General features: G+C 39.9%; 22 protein-coding genes. 10 read left to right on the top strand and 12 right to left on the bottom strand.

All coding sequences use genetic code 11. The annotated features are described in order from the left end of the window. Nucleotides 1-68 precede the first annotated feature (68 nt). The 4 genes from B3E92_RS15455 to B3E92_RS15440 form a co-directional block, all read right to left on the bottom strand. On the bottom strand, nt 69-827 hold the full coding sequence (locus B3E92_RS15455) for a peptidylprolyl isomerase (RefSeq protein ID WP_286897494.1): 759 nt from the start codon (nt 825-827) through the stop codon (nt 69-71). A gap of 58 nt (nt 828-885) precedes the next feature. Next, nucleotides 886-1,233: a hypothetical protein gene (locus B3E92_RS15450; RefSeq protein WP_046673634.1), complete on the bottom strand. Its 348-nt coding sequence runs from the start codon at nt 1,231-1,233 to the stop codon at nt 886-888. A 37-nt stretch (nt 1,234-1,270) separates the two neighbouring features. Then, on the bottom strand, nt 1,271-1,717 hold the full coding sequence (locus B3E92_RS15445) for a low molecular weight protein-tyrosine-phosphatase (RefSeq protein WP_070561279.1): 447 nt from the start codon (nt 1,715-1,717) through the stop codon (nt 1,271-1,273). A 596-nt stretch (nt 1,718-2,313) separates the two neighbouring features. Continuing rightward, the gene (locus B3E92_RS15440) at nt 2,314-3,867 is read right to left on the bottom strand and encodes a Do family serine endopeptidase (RefSeq protein WP_046673632.1); all 1,554 of its coding nucleotides are present in this window, start codon (nt 3,865-3,867) and stop codon (nt 2,314-2,316) included. Between the two features lie 230 nt (nt 3,868-4,097). On the opposite strand from B3E92_RS15440, the gene dapF reads away from it, so the two are divergent. Together dapF and B3E92_RS15430 are read left to right on the top strand one after the other, a co-directional pair. Further along, complete coding sequence (gene dapF / locus B3E92_RS15435) at nt 4,098-4,877, top strand: diaminopimelate epimerase (protein WP_286897492.1); 780 nt, start codon at nt 4,098-4,100, stop codon at nt 4,875-4,877. Between the two features lie 252 nt (nt 4,878-5,129). Then, the gene (locus B3E92_RS15430) at nt 5,130-8,015 is read left to right on the top strand and encodes a DEAD/DEAH box helicase (RefSeq protein ID WP_286897490.1); all 2,886 of its coding nucleotides are present in this window, start codon (nt 5,130-5,132) and stop codon (nt 8,013-8,015) included. A gap of 8 nt (nt 8,016-8,023) precedes the next feature. Here the strand turns inward: B3E92_RS15430 and B3E92_RS15425 are convergent, their stop codons facing one another. Then, nucleotides 8,024-8,833, bottom strand: coding sequence for an AraC family transcriptional regulator (locus tag B3E92_RS15425; RefSeq protein ID WP_286769151.1), 810 nt, complete (start codon nt 8,831-8,833; stop codon nt 8,024-8,026). 336 nt (nt 8,834-9,169) lie between these two features. Between B3E92_RS15425 and B3E92_RS15420 the strand changes: the two genes are divergently transcribed. Together B3E92_RS15420 and B3E92_RS15415 are read left to right on the top strand one after the other, a co-directional pair. Next, nucleotides 9,170-10,219, top strand: coding sequence for an HlyD family secretion protein (locus B3E92_RS15420; protein WP_070561283.1), 1,050 nt, complete (start codon nt 9,170-9,172; stop codon nt 10,217-10,219). Nucleotides 10,220-10,230: 11 nt separating this feature from the next. Beyond that, entirely contained in the window at nt 10,231-11,802 is a 1,572-nt protein-coding gene (locus tag B3E92_RS15415; RefSeq protein ID WP_286897488.1) for an MFS transporter, read from the top strand. A 241-nt stretch (nt 11,803-12,043) separates the two neighbouring features. On the opposite strand, the gene gltX is transcribed toward B3E92_RS15415, so the two are convergent. Beyond that, entirely contained in the window at nt 12,044-13,564 is a 1,521-nt protein-coding gene (gene gltX / locus B3E92_RS15410) for a glutamate--tRNA ligase (protein ID WP_286897486.1), read from the bottom strand. A gap of 121 nt (nt 13,565-13,685) precedes the next feature. On the opposite strand from gltX, the gene B3E92_RS15405 reads away from it, so the two are divergent. The 5 genes from B3E92_RS15405 to B3E92_RS15385 all read left to right on the top strand — a co-directional run bounded on the left by B3E92_RS15405 (nt 13,686) and on the right by B3E92_RS15385 (nt 18,438). Beyond that, nucleotides 13,686-14,915: a sensor histidine kinase gene (locus tag B3E92_RS15405; protein WP_070561286.1), complete on the top strand. Its 1,230-nt coding sequence runs from the start codon at nt 13,686-13,688 to the stop codon at nt 14,913-14,915. Beyond that, nucleotides 14,896-15,444, top strand: coding sequence for a DinB family protein (locus tag B3E92_RS15400; protein ID WP_046673623.1), 549 nt, complete (start codon nt 14,896-14,898; stop codon nt 15,442-15,444). The genes B3E92_RS15405 and B3E92_RS15400 overlap by 20 nt, the downstream gene beginning before the upstream one ends. Continuing rightward, nucleotides 15,410-15,835 carry a hotdog fold thioesterase gene (locus B3E92_RS15395; protein ID WP_112375037.1) on the top strand — a complete coding sequence of 142 codons (426 nt, stop codon included), beginning with the start codon at nt 15,410-15,412 and terminating at the stop codon, nt 15,833-15,835. Before B3E92_RS15400 ends, B3E92_RS15395 begins: the two co-directional genes overlap by 35 nt. A 322-nt stretch (nt 15,836-16,157) precedes the next feature. Further along, complete coding sequence (locus B3E92_RS15390) at nt 16,158-17,450, top strand: sugar MFS transporter (protein ID WP_159333446.1); 1,293 nt, start codon at nt 16,158-16,160, stop codon at nt 17,448-17,450. A 142-nt stretch (nt 17,451-17,592) separates the two neighbouring features. Continuing rightward, on the top strand, nt 17,593-18,438 hold the full coding sequence (locus B3E92_RS15385; RefSeq protein WP_286897484.1) for a DUF2911 domain-containing protein: 846 nt from the start codon (nt 17,593-17,595) through the stop codon (nt 18,436-18,438). A gap of 89 nt (nt 18,439-18,527) precedes the next feature. Here the strand turns inward: B3E92_RS15385 and cdaA are convergent, their stop codons facing one another. Next, complete coding sequence (gene cdaA, locus B3E92_RS15380) at nt 18,528-19,322, bottom strand: diadenylate cyclase CdaA (RefSeq protein WP_046672648.1); 795 nt, start codon at nt 19,320-19,322, stop codon at nt 18,528-18,530. A gap of 60 nt (nt 19,323-19,382) precedes the next feature. Between cdaA and B3E92_RS15375 the strand changes: the two genes are divergently transcribed. Beyond that, entirely contained in the window at nt 19,383-20,099 is a 717-nt protein-coding gene (locus tag B3E92_RS15375; RefSeq protein ID WP_046672649.1) for a pyridoxine 5'-phosphate synthase, read from the top strand. 228 nt (nt 20,100-20,327) lie between these two features. Here B3E92_RS15375 and lepB read toward each other — a convergent pair whose 3' ends face one another. The 5 genes from lepB to B3E92_RS15350 form a co-directional block, all read right to left on the bottom strand. Continuing rightward, nucleotides 20,328-21,896, bottom strand: a complete 1,569-nt coding sequence (gene lepB / locus B3E92_RS15370; protein ID WP_112375039.1) for a signal peptidase I — start codon at nt 21,894-21,896, stop codon at nt 20,328-20,330. 16 nt (nt 21,897-21,912) lie between these two features. Then, on the bottom strand, nt 21,913-22,656 hold the full coding sequence (gene dapB / locus B3E92_RS15365) for a 4-hydroxy-tetrahydrodipicolinate reductase (protein WP_286897483.1): 744 nt from the start codon (nt 22,654-22,656) through the stop codon (nt 21,913-21,915). 204 nt (nt 22,657-22,860) lie between these two features. Beyond that, entirely contained in the window at nt 22,861-23,583 is a 723-nt protein-coding gene (locus B3E92_RS15360) for a DUF5683 domain-containing protein (protein ID WP_201640035.1), read from the bottom strand. 1 nt (nt 23,584) lies between these two features. Beyond that, on the bottom strand, nt 23,585-24,520 hold the full coding sequence (locus B3E92_RS15355; RefSeq protein ID WP_159333448.1) for a ParB/RepB/Spo0J family partition protein: 936 nt from the start codon (nt 24,518-24,520) through the stop codon (nt 23,585-23,587). Between the two features lies 1 nt (nt 24,521). Further along, complete coding sequence (locus B3E92_RS15350; protein WP_070561294.1) at nt 24,522-25,319, bottom strand: ParA family protein; 798 nt, start codon at nt 25,317-25,319, stop codon at nt 24,522-24,524. Nucleotides 25,320-25,377: the final 58 nt, after the last annotated feature.

Raw genomic sequence — 25,377 nt, 5'->3', positions numbered from 1 at the left:
TGAATATTGAGATGCTAAATAATAAGGGAAAAAGCTCTTCAACCCCTGATTTGCGAATCATAACGACATTAATAATCCTTGGAAGAGAACAGATCACCAATTTTAGAAAAGATACCCGTCTGAGGTTTTAGACCTTTTATTTCTCGCTCCAGGTTTAACGCTTCTCGTCTTGTGAGCACGTGCATGCTCATTTTTTGGTCGACTTCTGGCCTATCGTGCTTATCGGTTTTCACAGCTGCAATCTGATCGATGACATCCACGCCTTTGACCAGCTCACCAAATACGGTATAATTCCAATCCAAATGCGGAGCTCCACCAATAGTCGTATACGCCTGACGTTGCACTTCCGAAAATTTCTTACCATTCATTCGTGTTTGCTCCAAACGATCGAGGTCTTCAGGGGTGAATACCTTTCCCTGAACGAGATAAAATTGAGAACCTGAAGAAGCCTTTGCGGGATTATTATCTCGAGCCGCTCCGATAGTACCTTTTTTATGGAATAAACCATCCTGAATCTCTGCAGGAATTGTATACCCTGGTCCTCCATTACCCAATTGAGCGCCGCCAACGGCATTTCTTGAATCAGGATCACCACCCTGAATCATAAAATTCTGGATGACACGATGGAACAAAGTCCCGTCGTAATATTTACTTTTTGCCAATTTGACAAAGTTATCCCGATGTTTAGGTGTCTCATTATACAACCGCAGCACACAGTTTCCCTTGTCAGTAACGATCTGTACATATTTAAACTCGGGTTTAGCCGCAAATGCCAAAACCTGCAAAAAGCAGAATACTGCTATTAAACTAGCCTTTAAAAATTTCATCTGTTAATAATTATATGCTCCCAATTAGAACTTCCAGTTTTTTCAATTGTGTTATCTTCTAGATAACGTTTAATTCCTCAAAATAATTTATGATCAAGGACTTCATAATCAGCTCTTGTTCCAAAAGCGTATAGTTAGGAATAGGTTTTACCAATTCCCAATGTGGCCACCCCTCTTCATCCAGACCTTTCAGATTATAAAATCCCATTGCACTGAAAAGACGACAGGTCGCAATGTGCATCAATTCTTCTTTTTCCCGTTTTGAGAACTTTTGAGCACCTTTACCCAATTCCTGAACACCAATGAGGAATAAACAGACTTTGATGTCCGGCTTTTCCATATCGAATAGTGAAGCAATTTCATCCTGTAGAATACTCCACTTCTTATTTACTTCTGCTGCCTTCATTTTTTTGTTTTAAACAAACTAAGATAAATAAATACACTTATGCCGTTAGATTCCCTCCTTTTGCAATAACCTCTGCACAGCGCTGATCAATCATCTGAAAAACTGGATCGAACAAATTATCGTCAAAATACGGATCGGGAACAACATCATCTCCTAAAAACAATTTCACTTTGTTCAGGTCTTCCTTATCAATCACCTGAGCGCATACATCTTCATAATTTTGTCTATCCATCACAAATATAAGATCATATTCGGCAAAAAAATGCGGCTTGAAATGTCGGGCCCGCTGACCGGAAATATCGACACCATACTTCTTTGCAATGGCTATCGCCCTACGGTCGGGTGCTTCACCAATGTGCCAGTCACCTGTACCCGCCGATTCAACGACCCAATTTAATTGATTATCCGCAACTTTTTGTTTTAATATACCATGTGCAAGGGGCGAACGACAGATATTGCCCAAACAAACCATTAAAATCTTCATCTCTATAATTTTAAAAAACTATCAAGCAATCGCGATACCGTTGACTGATCCAACTAAAGGACGCAAAGAACGCCTTTAGCCCATATAATCAGGCTCTCATTCTTGTCGATAGCAAAATATATAATAAATCATCAGGCCAGAAAAACGCAGCTTAACAAGTACTGGCGCTGTTCGGCACTTCATTCCGCAAAATAGCTAAACTAAAATTATTAAGGAAACAACCAGCTTAAAATTGACCTACATGTTACCAAGTGACATAGCATTTCCACCAAATTTTCCTGATTTCGCATACAAAAACAGCGGAAAAACCCGCCTAAAAATCATTCTGACCAATAACTGAGTTCATTAAAGCCAATGAAATTAAACAATGCTTAGTAAACCAAGCATAGCGAGTTCATTACTCCCTTAATGAAAAAACGTGATCATAATACAAAGGATAAAACCTTCATGACTTCGCAGCCACCAACAGCAATGAAAGCAAACTGAAGGTTTTTTCTGGCCAATAAGATCAGACACTTTCAGAAAAAAAAAGGTGGCCTAACCTTATGGCTAGAACCACCTAAACTATATTAATCAACCAATTCTTAATTCAACGCTTAATATTCTACTGGGAAGCTCAATTGAACAGCACCACCTTGAGGAGATACCCCTTTCAATCGCACAATATTACGTTGTGTTGCGCCAAGCGCAGTTTCAACATCGTCTACTGTATTTACAGCTTTTCCATTAACCTCAGTAATGACCAATCCACGCTCTACACCGAAGTAATCAAAGATGCCACCACGATTCACTTGGGTCACAACAACTCCAGAGTTGACACCCAGCTCTTTTTTCTTCTGAGCTGAAGCAGGAATAAAGCTTGCACCCAATTTATTGTAAATCTCCGTTGCACTTTTAGAAGCTTTACCGCCGGTATTTGCGGTCTTCAAGGATTCTTCCCCTTTCAATGTCATGGTTACTTGTTTTTCCTTACCATCACGTTTGTAGGTGACATTGACCTTATCTCCAGGACGCGCACGACCTATAGTTTCACTTAAGACAGGTGAACCTGTGATCACTTTTCCATTAATCTTGGTCAGGATATCTCCTTTTTTAACACCTGCAGCCTCTGCGGCACCACCAGCTACAACGTCTTGAACATACAAGCCATCAACATCTGTAAAACCTTTCTCTTTAGCAAGTTCAGGTGTTATTTCGGTATAGGTAACACCGATATAACCGCGTTTTACATTACCGTATTCGACAAAGTCATCGACAATCTTTTTCACCAAATTGACCGGAATCGCAAAACCATAACCCGCATATGTTCCTGTCGGAGAAGCGATAGCAGAGTTAATACCAATCAATTCTCCCGAAGCATTCGTCAACGCACCACCACTATTTCCTTTATTGATAACAGCATCTGTTTGAATAAAGGATTCTATCGCTGAACTCACCGGGATTTGATCCTGTCCACCACCAAATGGATTACCACGTTGTTGCTGACCTTCACTCAGAATACCGATCTGACGACCCTTTGCACTAATGATACCTGCGGTAACTGTAGATTGAAGCCCTAGCGGGTATCCAAAAGCCAACACCCATTCACCGACATTGACATTATCTGAGTTACCTAACTTGACCACAGGAAGCCCCTTGCCTGACACTTTCAACAAGGCTAAATCTGTATTCGGATCACGTCCGATCAATTTGGCTTCAAACGTACGTTTGTCTGTTAATACGACTTCAATTTTATCTGCATCTTCTACGACGTGGTTATTCGTTACAATATAACCATCATCCGAGATAATTACACCTGATCCGGATGCCTGCACAGGCTGCGCCTGCATTTGACGACGTCCACCACCTTGTGGCATGCCAAAAAACTCTTCAAACATATCGAACGGAGAACCTTGCGATTGCTGTGATCCTTTACGGCTATAGGTTGTCTTAATATGCACTACACCTGGCGACACTATTGCGGCAGCCTGGGTGAAATCAGGATTGCCTGTTGAAGACATAACTCCTGTAGGATTGTTTGCAAAATAAACTTTTTGTTTGTCTTCGAAAGACATACCATCCAACTTCTTATTCTCAATAAGCTTGTAACCACCTAATGCTACCGCTCCACCGAAAACAGCCGTTAATAGCGTTAAACCGACCTTATTCATAAACTTATTTCTATTTTAAAATGTCCTAATATATGCTGATAACTTTTGCTCCTAAAATTACCGATTTTATTCGGATATGTTCAAATGTAATACCATTTCAAGGCCTTCGGAAAATCCGACACGTTAAAAAATGTTAATTGCTAGACAAATGCAATCATTTTAACAAATCTTAACTTTTACCCGGTTTTTTGTAACAAAAAAACGTATTTTTGTTACTACAAATCAACGTAATGGCATCAAAAGTAAGATTTTCAAAATATCAGGGCGCAGGAAATGACTTCATTTTAGTAGACAACCGCGACAGTGCATTTGACCGCGCAGATGAAGCATTGGTAGAAAAACTCTGTAACCGTCGGTTTGGCATTGGTGCCGATGGCTTAATGCTGCTTCAAAACAAGGAAAATTACGATTTTGAGATGATTTATTATAATGCCGACGGCAGAGAAGGCAGCATGTGTGGTAACGGGGGCCGTTGTATCGTCGCTTTTGCACGCGACTTAGGCATCATTACTGACAAAACTGTCTTTTTGGCAGTAGACGGCATACACCATGCCTCGCTAGCAGCAGACCTTGTCAACCTGCAAATGATCGATGTACAAGATTATACACGTGATGGTGAAGCTTATGTATTACAAACGGGGTCTCCACATTATGTTGAGTTTGTAAAAAATCTGCAGGATAAGAATGTCTTCCAAGATGGCTACGCAATTCGCAATAACGCTACTTATGGAAAAGAAGGCATCAATGTAAATTTCATTGAAGCGGAAGGAGATGGTTATTTCCTCCGCACATTTGAGCGCGGTGTTGAAGATGAAACCTATGCCTGCGGCACTGGAGCAACTGCAGCGGCCATGGCTGTCGCCTTGCAGCAAAATTTAGAAGGTGATATCAATATTCCTATCCGAGTATTAGGAGGACAGCTGTATATCTCCTTCCATAAGAAAGGCTCCCATTTCTCAGAGGTGTTCTTAAAGGGCCCGGCACAGTTTGTCTTTGAAGGGAACTATTAGGTTTTTATTCCTATAGCGATCAAGGCTAATTGCAACCCAAATTTTCAATCCAAGCAAATCAAGCCGTGAAATAGGGCCTACGCCCTTTGATATTTAACGACACCTGTACACAACCTCATAATGAAGGTTAGTACGAGATCTTCACTAGCTATCCCTTAAAATCGATTTTAAAAATTTCAACGCGCAAATTGCGATTAATGGTATATTTTATTGTATATTAGAAACCTTTATTTATAAGGTCCGCTATTTTTAATGCAACAGTCAAAGTCATTTCCAGTATATAAAATCGTTTATTCTATATGTGAGCACCCCTATCTTGGCTATCTTATTGAGCCACACATGGTCAAACTCAATCCCAATGGGACTTACTCACTACGCTATCAACGTATATTTAGCAATACTGTAGATGCTTACGCCGCTGAATTGGATGAATTAGATTACAAACTAATTCGATTGCTCGATGAAATCGAACAAACTCACCTCATTAAAAAATACTACAAAAAAGCAATTAGACCTGTCGATTTCTTTTCCAAAGTTTTCGATAAAAAGCTACATGAGCTTCTTCGTCCTAAAATTGATGAAAAAATGATCCAATTTTTTGAAGCTGTTGGAGACAAACCGCTTTTCATGATGAGCAAAGATGGTTATCCAGCAGATCAAGAAATTAAATTGGCAACCTCTGCGGCATCGATTCTATTTCATTTTCGACGAAACGAAGAAGAAACACGTTATTTCCCGACAATCAAATACGAAAATCAGCGTCTGGAGTTTATGTTCAAAAATGCCATTGTCTTGACCAATGTACAAGCATGGTTACTTTTAAACAATACCCTATATTATTTCGATCAGGCCCTTGAGGGCAAGAAGCTCAGCCCTTTCCTGAATAAACGTTACATTTCTGTCGGTAGAAGCACTGAAAAAAAATATTTCGAAACCTTTGTATGTGGACTGATTGAACGTTATCATGTCTATGCCGAAGGATTTGAAATTCAGACCCACCAGCACCAAGCAATTCCACTCCTCCATTTGATTTATGTCGAGGATGGAGCCTCGCAATTACAACTGCAATTCAAGTACGGACCGCATACCTTTACCGCGGGAGCCGAGAATAAGGTTACTGTTCGCATGGAATATAATGCGCAAGATGATCAATATATATTCCACCGTGTCAAACGATCGTTGCAATGGGAAGAACAACAACATGAAAGCTTAAAAAAATTGGGACTACAGGATGTTGATCTCCAACTCGGCTTATTAACGCCAGCAAACCAAACTGGAAAACGGCTTTCAGTATTTGACTGGATGAACAACCATCAAGAACAACTGGAGGCTCTTGGATTCCACATTATACAAAATAGTGAAGAAAAACGCTTCTTCATAGGGCACACCTCCTTAGATATCTCCATTGATGAAGACAATGATTGGTTTGATATAAGTGCTATCGCAAAATTTGGGCCCTATGAGATTCCATTTATTCAGCTGCGCAACCATATCCTTAATAATATTAAGGAATTCACCTTACCAAATGGAGAAATTGCCATGATTCCGGAAGAATGGTTTGCAAAATACAACCATCTCTTCCAATTTTCTGCAGACCGACATGAGCTCAAACTAAATAAGGTACATATTGGTCTACTCTTTGAAATTAGTGAGCATACAAAACTGGTATTTACACGAAAACTACAGAATCTAGCCAACTTTGAAGAGATTGCTGATATTCCCGAACCAAAACATTTCAAGGGAAATCTTCGCCCATACCAAAAAGCAGGATACAATTGGTTTAATTTTTTGAAGCAGTATAAATTTGGCGGCTGTCTTGCAGATGATATGGGTTTAGGTAAAACCATACAGACTTTAGCGTTATTGCAACAGCAAAAAGAACAACTCCAAGACGAACAGGATGTCCGTACCTCACTTTTGGTCTTGCCAACATCATTGGTATACAACTGGCAAAAAGAAGCACAGCAATTTGCGCCACAGCTTAATATTCACCTTCATACCGGAAACAACCGCATTAAAGATGCCTCGCTTTTCGCTAAATATGATTTGGTCATTACTACCTACGGGATTGCCCGCATTGATGAAGAAACCTTGAGTGGCTTTTATTTTAATTACATTATCCTCGATGAGAGCCAGAATATCAAAAACCCAACTTCCAAATCGTTTAAAGCCATCAAAAGCCTAAAAAGCAAAAACAAATTGGCCTTGAGTGGAACTCCTGTAGAAAATTCCGTTTCGGATCTTTGGGCACAGATGCACTTCACCAATCCAGGATTACTAGGAAGCTATACCTATTTTCAGAAGGAATTTGTACAGCCCATAGAAAAGAAAAAAGATGAAGAAAAGGCGCAGCGTCTTCAAGCGATTGTCAAACCTTTTATATTAAGACGTACAAAAGATCAGGTGGCAACAGAATTACCGCCAAAAACTGAACAGGTACTTTATTGTGAAATGACTGAAAAACAATCCGAGTTGTACGAAAAAGTCAAATCTGAATATCGCAATGCCATTCTTGACGGACAATTGGACAGCAAGCCAAAATCTACCCAAATTGCGCTGTTGCAGGGCTTGACAAAGCTCCGACAATTAGCCAATCATCCCCGAATGGTGGATGAGAAGTTCTCGGGTGCTTCCGGCAAGTTCGACGCTGTCATTGAAACGCTTGAAATGGTCATGCAAAGGGGCAACAAAGTACTGATTTTCTCCCAGTTCGTAAAACAGCTCAATATCTTCCGTCAGTATTTCGATAATAAAGGAATAAATTATGCCTACCTAGATGGCGGCACAAAGAACCGGGATGAAGCCGTTAGCCAATTTCGTAAAAACAACGATACTAAGTTATTTCTTATATCGATAAAAGCAGGTGGGGTGGGACTCAATCTGATTGAAGCGGACTATGTTTTTATTCTGGATCCGTGGTGGAATCCAGCTGTGGAACAACAGGCCGTAGACCGTTCACACCGCATCGGTCAAACGCGCAATGTGTTTATCTATAAATTTATCAGTAAAGATACCGTCGAAGAAAAGATACTGGCTTTACAGAATAAAAAGAAATCGATTGCACAAAGCCTGATCACGACAGAAGAAAGCTTTATCAAGTCACTATCTCAGGAAGATCTGCAGGAACTTTTGGCCTAAATAAAATATTACTGTTTATATTCATTAATCTTCGCCATATATATCGATGGACGGATACCTGTTACACGCGTAAAAATATTACTAAAAGAAGACAGCTCGTTGTATCCCACGCGCATGGCTATTTCTAGAATGGAATAGCTATTCTCTGACATCAGCTCCAAAGCTTTTGCAATTCGTATGGCTCTTAAAAACCGAATATAACTGATGCCCATATCGTCTTTAAAAAGTCTGGACAACGAGCGGCTACTCATTCCAAAGCGAGCCGCAATCTGTTCTATGGTAAAGGCCTGATCAATGTTGCTGTTCAGATATCTAGCCACACTCCTGAGTTTCTCACTTTTAGGATAGGGATGCTGCATCGGGAAAGCATCTATTGGTGAACTTGTATCCGGAATGATAGCCATCATCGCGCGCAAGAGACAGTATTTTGAATAATCGGCCGTTTTACTGACCCCTCCGCTCCAATCCTGAGCAAATAAAAACATTTCACGCACCAGATCATTGCTAAGAAATATATTCGGTACTGAAAGTACGGACGGCATCTGCTGCCGCTCCTTGAAATAAAAACTATATAGCGGGATACGGGAGCTTGTGCTTTCCAGATGATAGGTTGTATTTGCCGGAATCCACATGTAAAATCTTGCCGGTAAGTACCAGTGCTTTGTTGCTGTAAACACATGAACAATTCCACCTTCGGCATAGAGCAACCGTGCCTTTTTATGTTTATACTCCCGAGAATCGATACGATCGACATACATATGGTCTACATAAAAATCATATTGATCAGCATCAATAGCTGCCAGTTTTTCCTCTTCCATAACTTAAAATTACACTTTTCCTACAACATGGCGCAAATGAACATATATTCGTCCGACTATACAAAACAAAACGTTTCTATCTCACAGTATCTTTGTATAGCCATATGCTCATGTGCTCAGAGGAAATTTGCTCGTATTCCGAGTACTCCTGTTTAAGTCAAATATAAAACCAGAAAAATTGCTACTTCGAGTACAGCATAGCTGAACTGGATGAATGGCTCCGAGACTTTTTGAGCTGGAAGCTTTGATGATTTTAAGGTAAAGCATACGTCAAGCACATACAAAGGAATAAGCACAGGCAAAGCAAACAATTGAAAAACGCGCAATTAAACAACAATGAATAAAGAAGATAAAAAAGACAAAACAAAGGGATTTAATAAAGTGCTCGTCATATTTGCCAGCCTATTATTATTGACCGGTATTGGCGTCTTAGTCAGACACCTCATTTTTACTAATCAGTATGTCACGACAAATGACGCTCAAATTGATCAATATGTTACACCCATTGCCAGTAGAATCGCTGGTTTTATTAAAGAGGTACGATTTGAGGAAAATCAATATGTTCATCGAGGCGACACGCTGCTTATTATAGACGCGAGCGAGTATCAAACCAAGGTGGATATGGCGAATGCCGAACTCCAAAGTAGTGAGAGAAATGCCGAGGTTCTCAGCAAAACAGCCGATGCGGCAGCTAATAGTATTTCGGTTCAAAAGGCAAGATTAGAGGCTGCAAAAGTAAGTGTATGGCAGACCCAACAGGATTACAATCGGTTCAAGAATTTATTTGAAGCTGAGGCTGCCACCAGACAGCAGTACGATAATGCCAAAGCAGCATACGATATCGCATTGGCGCAATTGCACGCCATTACGGAAGAATATAATTCAGCTCAACTGAACAGCAGCAAAGAAAAAGCAAACGAATTGCCGGCAAGAGCTAATATCAATATCAAAAAGGCTGCGAAAACAAATGCACAGCTTTTTCTCTCCTATACCGTAGTAACCGCTCCCTACGATGGCTTTGTTGGCAAACGAACGATCCAACCAGGACAATTTGTAAAGGAAGGCCAGACACTAGCCAACGTCATTAGCGAGGAAAAATGGATCAACGCTAATTTTAGAGAGACTCAACTCGAAAACCTTTCAGAAGGTACTGTAGTCACGATACAGGTTGATGCCTTTCCCAAACTTAGTTTTAAAGGAAAAATTCACTCTTTTTCCCCAGCATCAGGTTCCAAATTTTCCGTGATACCTCAAGACAATGCAACCGGAAATTTCGTAAAGATTGAACAACGGATTCCTATTAAAATTGTATTTGATCCAAAACAGGATCTTAAGAAATTGCGTGCCGGTATGAATGTGGTTATCCATGCTACCCATCAATCCTAATCATCATGCGTATGAATAAATCTTTATACTATAGTTGGGTGCCCGAATGGATAAAACTTCCGTTAATGATATTAGCGATGTTCCCACATCTCATGTTAATGTCTCTCTTCCATTCCAATACGGCATTTACCGCTTCGGTACTGGACATTGAAGCCGAGGATATTCAGTATTTTCTATCCCTGATGTATGGCGCCATTGTCGTTGCTTTACTTCTATTTCAGCGGCTATTTTCCTTCTTCAGAGTAAGAACATATATTCTTTTGACCTGCAGTCTTTCCATTTTGATCCTACTAGGCATTTCGCTGACAAGAGATCCATTTCTTATTGGCATTCTGCGCGTGGTAGAAGGTATTTTCTGTGTATTGGAAGGAGCTTGCTTTCTTCCCTTGCTTATGTTGCAAATTAGGCATGCCAAAAGCCGTACGATTGCTTATTTTTTCCTGTACACCTTTATGCTTACGGGATCAACTTTAACGACCTCCTTACTCAAAGAAAGTATTATGGATTACGGATGGCAAGATATGATCCACGTCGTCCTCTATTGGCATTTGATTGTGATTGCAATAGCTTTGCTGTTACTTAACAATAATCGCTTGGGTAAAAAATTCCCCCTCTATCAATTAGATCTGGCAAGTTGCTTGTTTTTATTGATATCATTGAGCTGTGGAGCTTATGTCTTAATTTATGGTCGCAAATACTATTGGTTTGAACACGCCAATATCACCATAAACTTCGCCCTTTCCCTTATTTTCGGCGCACTCTTTATGATTAAACAAAAGACGGTCAAAAGACCCCTTTTTCGTTTTGAGATCTTGAGATACAAAAATGTGATCTTTGGTGTTACCCTGTTTTTTCTGTTTTATATTATTCGTAGCTGCCTCAATAATGTTTATACTGTAATGGCTACAGTTTGGAAGTGGCCCTGGCATTATATTATTGATGTACAGTACATCAACGTGTTTGGCACAATACTGGGTGTCGGTAGTTCAGGTTTTTTACTCCTGCGCGATGTATCTCCTAAATATATCTTTGGTTTCGGCTTTTTGATTTTGGCGACCTCATGTTTTCTATTTGTACCCACATTTTACCCTGACACCACAATTTGGGCAATCGGTCTTCCTTTGTTTATTCAAGGAATAGGTCAGGGATGGCTCTTTACACCGCTTGTTATCTATATCTTGACTGGTGTCGTATCCCATCACGTTGGCAATGCAGGTCTTATGGGCACAACAGCTCGGTTCTGGAGTACGAATGTCGGATTTGCTCTTATCCAAAACGTCAGTTATGTACTAAATCAAAAACATTATATTCAACTCGAACAAACATTGAATACAAGCAATACCTTAACAATAAACTATTGGGATACATTAATGGAGAAATATGCCGGAATATATGGCGATCAGATAGCAAGCCGTATTGCCAGCAAAAGTATTTCGGGAACCCTAAGTCAGCAAGCAACGTTAATCAGTAACATGGAGATATTTACTTATCTAGGGATACTAGGAATACTAATAACGGGGCTAATATTTTTATTCGGCCCAGCCAAAACACTTTTCATGCGCCTAAGGATACCATACTTGTAAATGAGGCCGCTCCCCCCTATAGACAAGCTCCATGATTTCGCGAGCAACAACAGTTAAGAACCCGAACGGAAGATTCTTTTTGGCTAATCAACCGCGTATCGCGCGCGCATTGATGACTTAATCGCGCATTGATGACTTGATAAAAACAACAGCAATCAATAAACAACCGCTTTCAGAAAAAAGGGGCTGTTTGCATAGCAATGCAGACAACCCCTTTTCAGTATCTCGTACTTAAAGCTATTTAAGCATCGAATTCTTTAAGTGCTTTTTTCACACGCGCTATGACCTCTTGTTGACCAAGTAATTCAACAATCTGAAATACATCTGGTCCAAACTTACCCCCTACCAGCATAATCCGGAATGGCATCATAAGCTCACCCATCTTCATCCCTGATGCCTGAATCGCATCTTTGAAGAAGGGTTCCAATTCAGCAGCCTTCCAGGTATTAAATCCTTCGAATGATTGGTTAATATCCTCAAAAAATGCAGTTTTCTCAGCAGACCATTTAGGTTTTACCGCGCTCAAATCATATTCCGCAGGCTGCGAAAAGAAGAAGGACGCCTGAGTCCAAAAGTCTTCAACAAAGGTTAAACGTTCTTTCACGGCATCCAATACTCGGCTCACATAAGCGGCATCGGCTTCTACTTGATGATGCTCCAAAACTGTATTGATCTGTGGCAACAGAGATTCTGTCGATGTGCGTTTAATCCATTCATGGTTGAACCATTTTGCTTTTTCAAAATCAAATTTTGCCCCAGCTTTACTGATACGGTCAACACTAAATTTCTGGATCAATTCATCTAAGGAGAAAATCTCCTGTTCAGTTCCATCATTCCAGCCCAACACCCCAAGCATATTGACAAAAGCTTCTGGCAAGAAGCCCATCTCACGGAATCCTTTTGTTGTATCACCAGATTTCGCATCAGTCCAGTTCATTGCATAAACAGGGAAGCCCAAGCGATCGCCATCACGCTTACTTAATTTACCATTTCCATCTGGTTTCAGAATTAATGGAAGGTGTGCCCAACCTGGCATGCTATCACCCCAGCCGAGGTATTCCCACAATAAAATATGGATAGGCGCCGAAGGCAACCACTCTTCACCACGGAAAACATGCGATATTTCCATAGCTTTATCATCGACAACAACTGCCAGATGATAAGTCGGCATGCCATCTGCTTTAAGCAACACCTTGTCATCGACAAGATTTGTATCAAAAGCAACCTTTCCACGGATCATATCCGTGAATGTTACCGTTTCATCGGTAGGGATCTTTATACGAATGGTGTGCGGAGTCCCCGCATCCAATAATTGTTGAGTTTCAGTCTCAGACAGACTCAATGAATTACGCAATTGAAGTCTATTTTCGTGGCTATAGCGAAAATTAGGCTGTAACTTACGTTGCTCATCCAATTCCTCTGCAGTATCAAATGCATAATAAGCATAACCATTCTCGATCAACTGCTCAGCATATTTCCGGTAAGATGGTTTTCGCTCACTTTGATGGTAAGGTCCGTACTCGCCCCCTTTTAACGGGCTTTCATCTGGAGACAGACCACACCATGCTAAACATTCGTTGATATACTCCTCAGCACCTGGGACAAAACGAGTTTGGTCCGTATCCTCGACACGTAAAATAAAATCTCCCTGATGCTGACGCGCATAGAGAAAATTAAACAAAGCTGTACGTACCCCACCAAGGTGAAGACCACCTGTCGGGCTCGGTGCAAAACGCACTCTTACTTTTCTTTCTGAACTCATGCCGCAAAATTACCACAAAATTTTTGATTTGGATGGTACGTTAACTTCTTCAATGAAATAAAAGTGCAGAAAACAGACATTTATTCAGTAATTTGCAAATGAAGGACACGAATACGTAATCATGAAACCCTATCAGATTAGCCAGCAACGCTGGAAATTTATCTTGCTTATCTTTGCAGCAGTCATTGCTGTCGCCTCTTTGGTTTATACCAACTACCTCGTTCGAAATCTTGCGCATGCCGAACGTTCAAAGGCTGAGGTATGGGCTATGAGTACCAAAAATATCATGACCATGCCCGACGTTGATGATGAATTCATTACGTTTATTTACGCCGTAAGAGACAGCCTCAATTTACCAGCAATTATTACTGACGATAAGGAAGACATTATTTTCTGGCGTAACCTCGATTCCACAAAGACAAATATTAAACCCGGACACAACGACAGTGTTACAAAACATCTCGATTATGATCCGGCATATTTTCAAAAGCAGCTCGCGTTTATGAAGAAGAGCCATCCTCCGATTACATTGGAATTGGAAAATGGTCAAAAATGGCATGTTTATTATAAGGATTCTTGGTTTTTGCAACAGTTAAGGGTGTTTCCTTATGTACAATTATCATTGATTGCCCTCTTTCTCATTATTGCCTATACGGTTTTCAACTCCATCCGAAAATCTGAACAAAATCTTGTTTGGGTCGGACTAACCAAAGAAGCAGCACATCAGTTGGGCACCCCTATTTCGTCACTGATGGGCTGGTTAGAATTGATTCGCATAAAATTTGATGCCGAAGAAGATGACACGCTAAATGAAATGGAAAATGACATTAAACGACTTGAAATCGTCGCTGACCGCTTCTCCAAAATAGGATCTACTCCCGTACTGACCAACCATAACCTCTATGATGTCATCAAAAATTATATGGATTATTTTCGCATACGAACCAGTAATAAAATTGCTTTCGAATTAAAAGGCGACACACATCTTGAAGCACAACTCAATATTCCACTCTTTGATTGGATTATCGAAAATTTATTGAAAAACGGAGTAAATGCCATTGGCACAGAAGGAAAGATAACTGTTAATATTTCAGAAAATATTGCGAAAGAAGAAATTTTTATAGACATTAGTGATACGGGCAAAGGAATTCCGAGATCTAATTTTGAATCTGTTTTCCAGCCGGGTTTCACAACACGGAAAAGAGGTTGGGGGCTTGGCCTTAGTCTGACAAAAAGAATGGTGCGGTACCACCAGGGACAAATTTTTGTAAAAGAATCTGAAGTAGGTAAAGGAACAACATTTCGAATAATCTTAAAAAGCAATTTAAAATATGAAGCCACTCAAATCTGACGAATATCCAGCAGTCTACGCACCTTATATTGAGACTGTCGTCGATAACGTGTTTGATGCACTAGAAGAACAAACGCTCTCCTTTCCAGCATTTCTGGACACGATTCCTGAGGAAAGAGGTAATTTTAAATACGCCGAAGATAAGTGGACCATCAAAGAAGTTGTTGGCCACGTCATCGATAATGAGCGTATCATGGCTTACCGGGCATTGCGTTTTTCACGTAATGACCTTAAAGAGCTTGCCGGGTATGACCAAGACTATCTCATTCAATATTCCCGTTACAACGACCGCACATTAGAAAGTTTAAGCAAAGAATTCACCTTTCTTCGCAAAGCTAACATGATGCTTTTCAATAGTTTTAACGATGTGGAACTAGAACGTAAGGGCATGGCATCTGAACGGCTGACAAGTGTAAAAGCGCTTTTGTATGTCATTGCGGGCCATCTCAATCATCACCGCATTATTATCCAAGAACGTTATTTAAACTCAGACGATGTCAAAAATTTGGTTTCAGCATTACAGCATTGAGGAAATTAACGTATTCTTCAATAAATATCTGTCAGGTCTGCTCGAAATTCAAGCAACAGAAATAGATGACAACTCCATCACGGCGACCATGCCTGTAACAGATAAAGTCAAACAGCCGCACGGCATTTTACATGGCGGTGCTTCTGTCGTTCTGGCGGAATCTTTGGGAAGTATCGCATCCAATCTCGTGGTTGACCCTGACAAATACCGCGGTGTGGGACTTGAAGTAAATGCCAATCACATACGCCCGGTCAGTAGCGGTGTAATCACCGCGAAATGTAGTCCAATACACATTGGTCGGTCCACACATATTTGGGAAATAAAAATGTACGATCGTTTCAACAAATTAAATTGTATCTCAAGACTTACAGTAGCAATCGTTCCAAAATAACGAGCACTGTATGGCTCCTGCTAACTCGATTTATCAACTTGGTCCAATTAAAATTCGACAACGTTCATAAGCAAAGGAGGATAAATTTCACAATTTATCCTCCTTTTTTTTGTCAATTAATTATCAAAATCCCTCAAAAATATGCCTTTATTTATTTCCAATATTCAAGAAATTTAAGTAGTCTTGTAGGATGGATACCTTAAAAATCAGTAATTATGGAGCGCAATCGTTTGTTCATTCCTTATTCCTACTGATTTACCAATCCTCGAACGATAACTTAACTACTCGAACGATAACTTAACTAAATATAATAAAACAAAACATGACCACTAATCCTAACGTTGGTAAAACAGCTTTTCGCCCTATGGCCATCTGCTGTGGTTTATTTTTTATCCTCGGTTTTATTACCTGGGCAAACGGAACTTTAATTCCATTCTTAAAAATTGCTTGTAACCTCGAAACAGATTTGCAAGCTTTCTTCGTAACCTTTGCTTCCTATATTGCTTATTTTTTCCTAGCACTTCCAAGCTCAGTCATCATCAAAAAAATTGGTTTCCAAAATGGTTTAGTTGTCAGTCTTATTATATTAGGTTTAGGGTCTTTGATCTTTATTCCTGCGGCAGATAACAGAAGCTATGGTCTATTTTTAACAGGAATCTTTATTCAAGGTTCAGGAATGGCATTATTACAAACAGCAGTTAACCCTTACTTAAGTATTATTGGTCCTATTGATAGCGCAGCACAACGTATTTCAATAGCTGGTTTTTTCAATAAATCGGCTGGTATCATTGTACCTATCCTTTTCGGAACACTCTTTTTAAAAGATGCGCAAAAAGTAACAGCAAAATTAGAAGCAACAACGGATCTGGTCCAAAAGAATGCGATCTTAGATGATCTTCTTCAACGCGTACACACACCATACATCTCTCTTGCAATTATATTCGTTGCCTTCGCAATATTCTTAAAGTTCACTCACCTGCCTGAGGTCGATATGGATGCAGAAGAAGAAAGCAGCGCAGAAAGCGGAACTGTTGCGGCAAAGAAAACATCGATATTTCAATATCCACATTTGTTCTTGGGCGCTTTGGCAATTTTCTTCTGTGTAGCGGTCGAAGTTATGGCGGGAGATATCATTGGCGTCTATGCACGCGAACTGAAAGTTGATCCCTTCTTTACGACCTACGCAACAGCATTTACACTATCTTGCATGTTGATCGGTTATATTATCGGTATTATCTCCATTCCAAGATTTGTATCACAACAAATGGCCCTACGCATTTGCACAATCATTGGCATCACATTCACCGTTATTTCTGTTTTCACAACTGGCACAACATCATTTATATTTGTTGCCTTGTTAGGAATCGCGAACTCCCTCATGTGGCCAGCGATCTTCCCGCTAGGAATTAAAGGTCTGGGAAAATTCACAAAAACAGGATCAGCAATTATGATTATGGGTATTGCTGGTGGAGCAATATGGCCTTTGATCTATGGACTGTTAAAAGATCATTTGCATATTGATTTTCAACATGCATTCCTATATGCGATGGTACCAGGCTATCTATACATTATGTATTTCTCTATAGCAGGTCATAAAGTAGGAAAAACGAATTAAGGTAAATCCATCTTATATTTTAAGAAAAAAAGGCATCTAAAAATAGATGCCTTTTTTTCTTAAAATTCTTCCTACTTTTAGGAGATAGATGCTGTAAGAGCCATTAAATATTAAGCATACAACAAAACAAACAATGATACAGATGAAAAAGAATCTTTTTGCAATTGCCATTGCCGCAACAATGATGTTTACGGCCAACGAATCTTTTGCTCAGCTAAAGCTACCTGCAGCAAGTAGCTCACAGACAGTTACACAAGGATTGGGTATTGAAAACGTAACCCTTAATTACAGCAGACCTAGCATGAACGGCCGTAAGATCTTTGGCGATCTTGTTCCTTATAATGAAGTATGGCGTACAGGAGCAAATACCAATACCACATTAACCTTTGAAGGTGACGTTAAGTTGAATGGCCATAAGCTTTCTGCTGGAACCTACGCTCTTTTCACAATCCCAAACAAATCAGAGTGGACCATCATCATCAGTAAAAACACAAAACAATGGGGTGCCTATACCTATAAACAAACTGAAGATGCCTTACGCTTCAATGTTAAACCACAGACCTTAGCAAATCCAGTGGAGACATTTACCATTTCTTTTGACAATGTTACACCTACAGGTGCTGTATTGAATCTGGCTTGGGAAAAAACGTCTGTAAAGGTTGATCTCAAAGTCAATCAACAAGCTAAAATATTAGCTTCTATTGACGAGGCTATGAAGGGTGAGAAAAAACCTTATTTTGCCGCAGCCCAATATTACTTCAGTAATAATTTAGATCTAAATAAAGCACTAAGCTGGTTTGACGAAGCTGCCAAAGCTCAACCTAAAGCTGCTCACGTCCTATATTGGAAAGCAAAAGCGCAATTAAAAGCTGGTGATAAACAAGGTGCGATAGAAACAGCAACCAAAGGTCTTGAAGTTGCCACAGCAGATAAAAATGGTGAATACATCAAATTAAATACACAAGTGATCAACGCTGCAAAGAAATAGGTATCTCTATCTAAAAATGCCCCCAGAAAGTGTCTAACTTTTTGGGGGAATTGGCATTTAAAGCCTTTTTTATAGCTCAGCTTTTTATTTTATAACTCGTCTTTTAGCAATTGCTCAAGTTCTTCTGGTGAAACGTTCATATTGACGTTTCCATCCTTCGCAAAAGATATCTCACCAGTCTCTTCAGAGACGATAACGGCAATCGCATCCGAGATTTCCGTCACTCCAATTGCAGCGCGATGCCGTAGTCCGAATTGCAGCGGTAAATCCTCACTATCCGACAATGGTAGCACACAAGATGCTGTCATAATCTTAAAATCAACAATAACCACCGCACCATCATGTAATGGGCTATTTTTATGAAAGATACTTTCAATCAAGCGCTTGGAGATATGGGCATCAATATACTCACCGCTGCTTTGATAATATTCCTCGTCAAAATACTTTGAGAAAACTAATAGAGCTCCCGTCCGTGTACGCGACATGCTTCTACAGGCTTCAATAACGGGTTTTAGATCCTCCGTCAAATCTTTTTGTATTGCCTTTTTATTCCCGATAAACGACCAAAAAACTTTTTTTCGTTTCATGGATATATTCTTTCCCACGTGTAGTAAGAACCGCCTGATTTCCTGCTGGAATACAACAATCAAAGCAATTGATCCTACGGATATAAAACCGCCAAATATCTCAGTCAGCAAGCGCATATGCATCTGTTTGACGACAATATAAACGCCATAAAACAGTGCTACGCCAATCAGGATATTAACGGCAATGGTCCCCCTAATCAAACTATAGATATAGTAGATAATAATCGCTACCAATATGATATCAATAACGTCCAATAGGCGAAAGCCGCTAAACAGGCTATAGTCGATTCCATCCATATATGCAAGTTAAAAAAAAATAGATATTATTTGTATTTTTACATCATAACATACAGGAAAATGACTAGGCTTTCAGTAAATATCAATAAAATCGCAACGCTCAGAAATTCTAGAGGTGGCAATAACCCCAATCTAGTATCTGCGGCACTAGCCTGTGAACGTTTTGGCGCTCAAGGTATCACTGTGCATCCACGACCTGATGAAAGACATATTCGATATCAGGATGTTTTTGATCTAAAAGCAGAAATCCAGACCGAACTCAATATTGAAGGGAATTGCCAAGAACAGAAGTTTATTGACCTTGTATTGGCCAATAAACCAGCACAGGTAACCTTAGTGCCCGATACCGAAGGACAATTAACCTCTAACCATGGCTGGGATACCATTAAAAACAAAGCCTATCTACAAGATATGTGTAAATTGTTCAAAGATGCAGGTATACGTGTTTCTATCTTTGTTGATCCCGTCGAAGAAATGGTAGAGGCCGCGGCCGAAACAGGAACAGATCGCATTGAGCTCTATACAGAAGGATTTGCTACAGAGTATGGCTTCGATAAAGAACTTGCGATAAAACCCTATTTCAAAGCTGCATTAAAAGCACGTGAAGTTGGATTAGGTCTAAATGCAGGCCATGACCTGGACCTCAACAACCTGCAATATTTCAACCAGCACATTCCTGAGCTGCTGGAAGTAAGCATAGGCCATGCGCTTATATCCGATGCACTATACTTAGGGTTAGAGGAAACGATCAAACGTTACCTCGCTTGTTTGAAGTAGTGCAACATTCAGGGAATAGCGTTCATCAGGCAGCACCCTTGTGGTTGAGAAACTGCAAAAATATTCATTAAAACCTTCGTAATTTCGCTGTCACCAGCAGCTCCAAACGAGATCACAAAGGTTTTCTCTTGCTGAGAGAAAACACAGATTCATAAAAAAGGGCTTTCACAACGAAAGCCCTTTTTTATTGCACCCCAAATAGCGGTGTTATTGCTCAAATGGCAGTTGCTAATGAATTCCTTTAAAGATACGGTTCCAGCGAATTTTCGAAAGTCCTGTACCAATCTCATCCCAGCTCATCCAAGTAAATAAAGCCTTTCCGACAACATGATCTTCGGGAACAAATCCCCAACCTCTTGAATCCAAGGAATTATGGCGATTATCACCCATCATCCAAAAATAATCCATTTTAAAGGTATAATGGTCTACTTTCACATCATTGATATAGATCCCATCCGAACGTTTTTCTAACTTATTGTTTTCGTAAACGCGGATCGCTCTTTCATAAATGGGCAGAGTCTGTGCATTTAATGCCACTGTCCATCCTTTCTTCGGGATTAAAATCGGCCCAAAATTGTCAAAATTCCATTTGTATTGTGGATCGTACGGATAAGCACCTTCACCACCAGGATTTCTTCTGATTTCTTTGACATTCGACCACGATTTTACTATAGCTAATTCATCTTTTGTCATGAACAACTGATAAACACCAGGCTGCTGATCTCCACCAGCCGCTTCTATTCTCAACTCCCGTAATCTATCCATATTTAATGGGGTACCATCCGTTAAGACGAGATAGTCCAATTGGCTTTCTGGAGGATCAAAACCCGGTTGATCGTTCACAAAGAGTTTAGCATCCTTCATGAAAATTTTATCGCCCGGCAATCCGACACAGCGTTTAATATAGTTCTCCCTTTTATCAATAGGTCTTGCCTGGATCGTAAATTGGGAATTGACAGTCTGCCAGCCATAAGCCCGAACAAGATCGTAATAACTTGCATTTTGGTTCTCGAGCGCGACAGTGTCACCTGCAGGAAAATTGAAAACAACAACATCATTACGCTCAATCTTTTGAAATCCTGGCAAACGCTTATAAGGTAGTTCAATCAATTCAGAATATGCTTTCCCACCAGTGATGGGCATCGTATGATGCGCAAAAGGAAAGGCAATCGGTGTGTTAGGAACCCGTGGTCCATAATTTAACTTGCTTACAAATAAGAAATCCCCGATCAACAAGGTACGCTCCATCGATCCTGTAGGAATCATATAAGCCTCGATCAGAAAACCACGAATAAGTGACGCTGCTACAGTTGCAAATACAATGGCATCTGCCCATTCACGTACCATGGATTTCTTGTACGGATATTTAATTTTATAATCTTTGTAAGATTCAAGTGCAATTTCGGCACGTTTCTCCTCGGTCAGTTCAATACCTTCCTGAGTAGCTGCCTTTAAATTCTTTGCATATAAACCATTCAAAAAACGCACATTGTTGTCCTTTGCCCACATGGGCAGAACGATAAAAGGCACTAAAACAGCAGCAGCATTCTCCCAAAACCGGCGTTTTCCAAAACAATGGATAAAATCAAGGTAAAGATTATAGAAAACAAAGACATTGACAATTGGCACGAGCAATAAAATTACCCACCATGTAGGTCTTCCCGTCAATTTTGCCTGAATATACTGGCTATAAAAAGGCACGATCGCTTCCCAGCCATTTCTGCCAGCTTTAACAAACAATTGCCACAAACCATATCCCGATATTGCTGTTAAAACCGCAAATATAATTAATCCCATAATCTACTAATTAGTACTATTTATTAAAATCAAAAATTTCAGTAACCTGATAGAAACCTTTTTTGCCATTCAACCATTCAGCAGCAACTACAGCTCCTAAAGCAAATCCATCACGGCTATGTGCGGTATGTTTAAATTCTATTTGGTCAACCTCAGAACTATAAAGTACCGTATGTGTTCCCGGAACCTCTTCAATTCGATGACTTTCTATTAAAAGTTCCTGTGGTTTTGGAATAAGCTCATCCTGTTCACCAACAACAGTATTTACCCAATTGGTTTTCACATCGCTATTATCCAATATCCCCTCTGCAATCGTAATTGCTGTACCACTTGGTGCATCCAATTTGTGAATGTGGTGTATTTCCTCTACCTGAACATCATATTGTTTATAAGGCTGCAATGCCTTCGCCAACATTCTATTGATATGGAAGAATACATTCACTCCGATAGAGAAGTTGGAGCCATACAAAATAGAACCATCAGCATCCAAACACTTCGCCTTAACATCCTCCAGTTGATCATACCAACCGGTTGTTCCGACGACAATAGGTACACCTGCCTCAAGACAAAGATTCATATTATCCAATGCTGCAGAAGGTACACTAAAGTCTATTGCGACATCAGCACCTTTAATATCATCAGCAGTCAGGCTAGGACGATTATGTTCATCGACAACTAAAAAAATTTGATGGCCTCTTTTCAGCGCGTATCTTTCGATAATCTGCCCCATTTTGCCATATCCCAAGAGAATGATGTTCATATATTTAGAAAAAAGTATAGTTTATTTTTAAAATTAAAAAATTTCAATGAAATACCCATGTTTAAAACCATAAACCCGTATGAAAATAAAACTGTTCAGTCCTTATTGTCTTAAATTTGCTTGGGCTATATGAATCCCTTAATAAAGAAATAAACTCATGAATAAACAAAAGGAATCAAAATATAACCTTTAAAACAGGAGATTTTAATTGAATTTCATGGTCAATTTAAGTCCGACCGTAGGTTTAAACGAATAAGTTCCCGACGCGAGACTAGCATCCATTAAAGTAGGTCCTATTAAGAAAGCCGTTTTTTTGGGTTTATCATCACCGATACTCCAGCGATATTTAAGCATCGAGTCGATATAAGCTTCTGCGACATTCAGGCCATAAACACCTAACGTAAGTAGCACCATGAGATCTCGATTTCGCCGCGCATTATCTTTTGCCCGGATGATAGATTGGTCGGAGATTCCGATGTAATAAGGATCAATCGGCTTACCAAGAGCTTTGTCTTGTAATACCCCCAGTAATTCCTTATAATAACGGTTATTAAAATCGAAAACAAGTACGGTTGTTATTAAGCCACCATAGATTGCAGGTACTTTTATCCACCAAACGCCGCCATTTGTATATTGTCCCCAGCCTGGAAGTACTAAAGAGCGCTTCCAAGCTTGTTTATTTTTTGCTTCGATAGCCAAACGGGTTGAATCTTTAAACACAACCTTCTCTTTCGCCTTCGCCTCCTCCTTCTCCCGTTTTTTACGTTCCTTCCGAGATTCCTTCTTTACGGTATCCTGTACCGATTTTTGCTTTATGCTATCTATTTTGACGGGTGCCAACTGTTTCTTAGGAATTGTATCCACAGTCTGTCCATGTACTACCGACAGTGCAAACACCGCAAATATCAAGCTTATTAACTTGGCCATATTACCAATCTAACAATTCAAGAATGCGACTTAAATCATCTTCCGACTCAAAAGGTATCTCAATAGCACCCTTTCCTTTCGTGCTCTTCAGATTCAATTTGACCCGAGAAGAAAATTTCGACGCCAGATCATCTTCAATTTTCTGCAATTGAAAAGACATCGGAGCTTTATCTTTTCCAGCTTTTTTCTTACCGCCTTTTTGTAACTCACGAACCAACTCCTCCGCCTTACGGACGGATAAACCTTGATCAATAATCAACTTAAAGATATAAAGCTGCTTATCAACCTCTGGAATATTAATCAGGGCACGAGCATGTCCCATAGTCAAGGCTCCATCGCGTATTGCCGCTTGAATGACAGGTGGAAGTTTTAATAAACGGAGATAATTTGTAACAGTAGAACGGTTTTTACTAACACGTTCACCTAATTCTTCCTGTTTTAAATTACACTCCTCAATCATACGCTGAAAGCTTAAGGCTACTTCAATAGCATTTAAGTTCTCCCGTTGAATATTCTCAATCAGGGCCATCTCCAGCATCTGCTGGTCGTTGGCGGTACGGATATACGCTGGAATTTCGGTGATACCGGCCAAGCGCGAAGCGCGGAGACGCCGCTCTCCGGAAATCAACTGATAATTTCCGTCCGAAATTTTACGTACGGTAATCGGCTGAATTAAACCCTGTAAACTAATCGATTCCGATAACTCCTGTAAGGCAACCGGATCAAATTCTGTACGCGGCTGAAAAGGGTTGACAGATATTTCTTCTACACGGACATGGCTGATACTGCCATTCTCTTTTGTTGTTTTTACTGCAGTTGGTGTAACTAGAGGAGCTTCTTCCACTTGCTGATTACCTTTAGCAGGAACTTCTACACTATCGTTTAATAGCGCACCTAAGCCTCTTCCCAGTCCTGTTTTACGCTGATGTGCTGCCATATTATGCGGTTACTGTTTTATTCATTTCATTAAGATGCCCGTTTTTCTGTAAAATCTCGCGTGCCAAATTCAAATAATTTATTGCCCCTTTGCAGGACGCATCATGCATGATAACAGAAATTCCAAAGCTTGGAGCTTCGCTCAAACGGGTATTTCGCTGAATAATCGTATCAAAAACTAAATCTGTGAAATGTGTTTTCACTTCCTCGACCACCTGATTTGACAATCTTAAACGAACATCATACATGGTCAACAAAATTCCTTCGATCTCCAAACTTGTATTTAAACGGTTTTGAACGATTTTAATTGTGTTCAACAACTTACCAAGTCCTTCTAGGGCAAAGTATTCGCACTGTACCGGAATGATAACTGAGTCCGAAGCAGATAGTGCATTGATTGTAATTAAGCCTAAGGAAGGTGAACAATCGATGATAATAAAATCATAATCCTGTTTCACCTGATCCAAGATTTTTTTCATCTTGTACTCCCTTTCGTGCATATTGATCATCTCAATTTCTGCCCCAACCAAATCAATATGAGCCGGTAAAAGATCCAAATTTGGCGTTTCTGTTGATTGAATAGCCTCACGAGGATCCAAATCATTCACTAAACATTCGTATACACTTGCGCTGATTGTACGAGGGTCAAAGCCAATCCCAGAAGTAGAGTTTGCTTGGGGATCTGCATCGACCAACAATGTTTTATATTCTAAAACCGCCAAACTAGCCGCCAAATTAATTGACGTTGTGGTTTTTCCGACCCCACCCTTTTGATTTGCGATTGCAATTACTTTTCCCATCTTGAATGAAAACCTTTCTTAATTAAAATGTCATTTTATACTACATTTCACGTCTCTG

It is taken from the genome of Sphingobacterium sp. UBA6317 (assembly GCF_002440385.1).
Taxonomy (GTDB): Bacteria; Bacteroidota; Bacteroidia; order Sphingobacteriales; family Sphingobacteriaceae; genus Sphingobacterium; species Sphingobacterium multivorum.
Note: the sequence above shows the minus strand (reverse complement) of the source record. Positions and strands in the feature narration are given on the sequence as shown.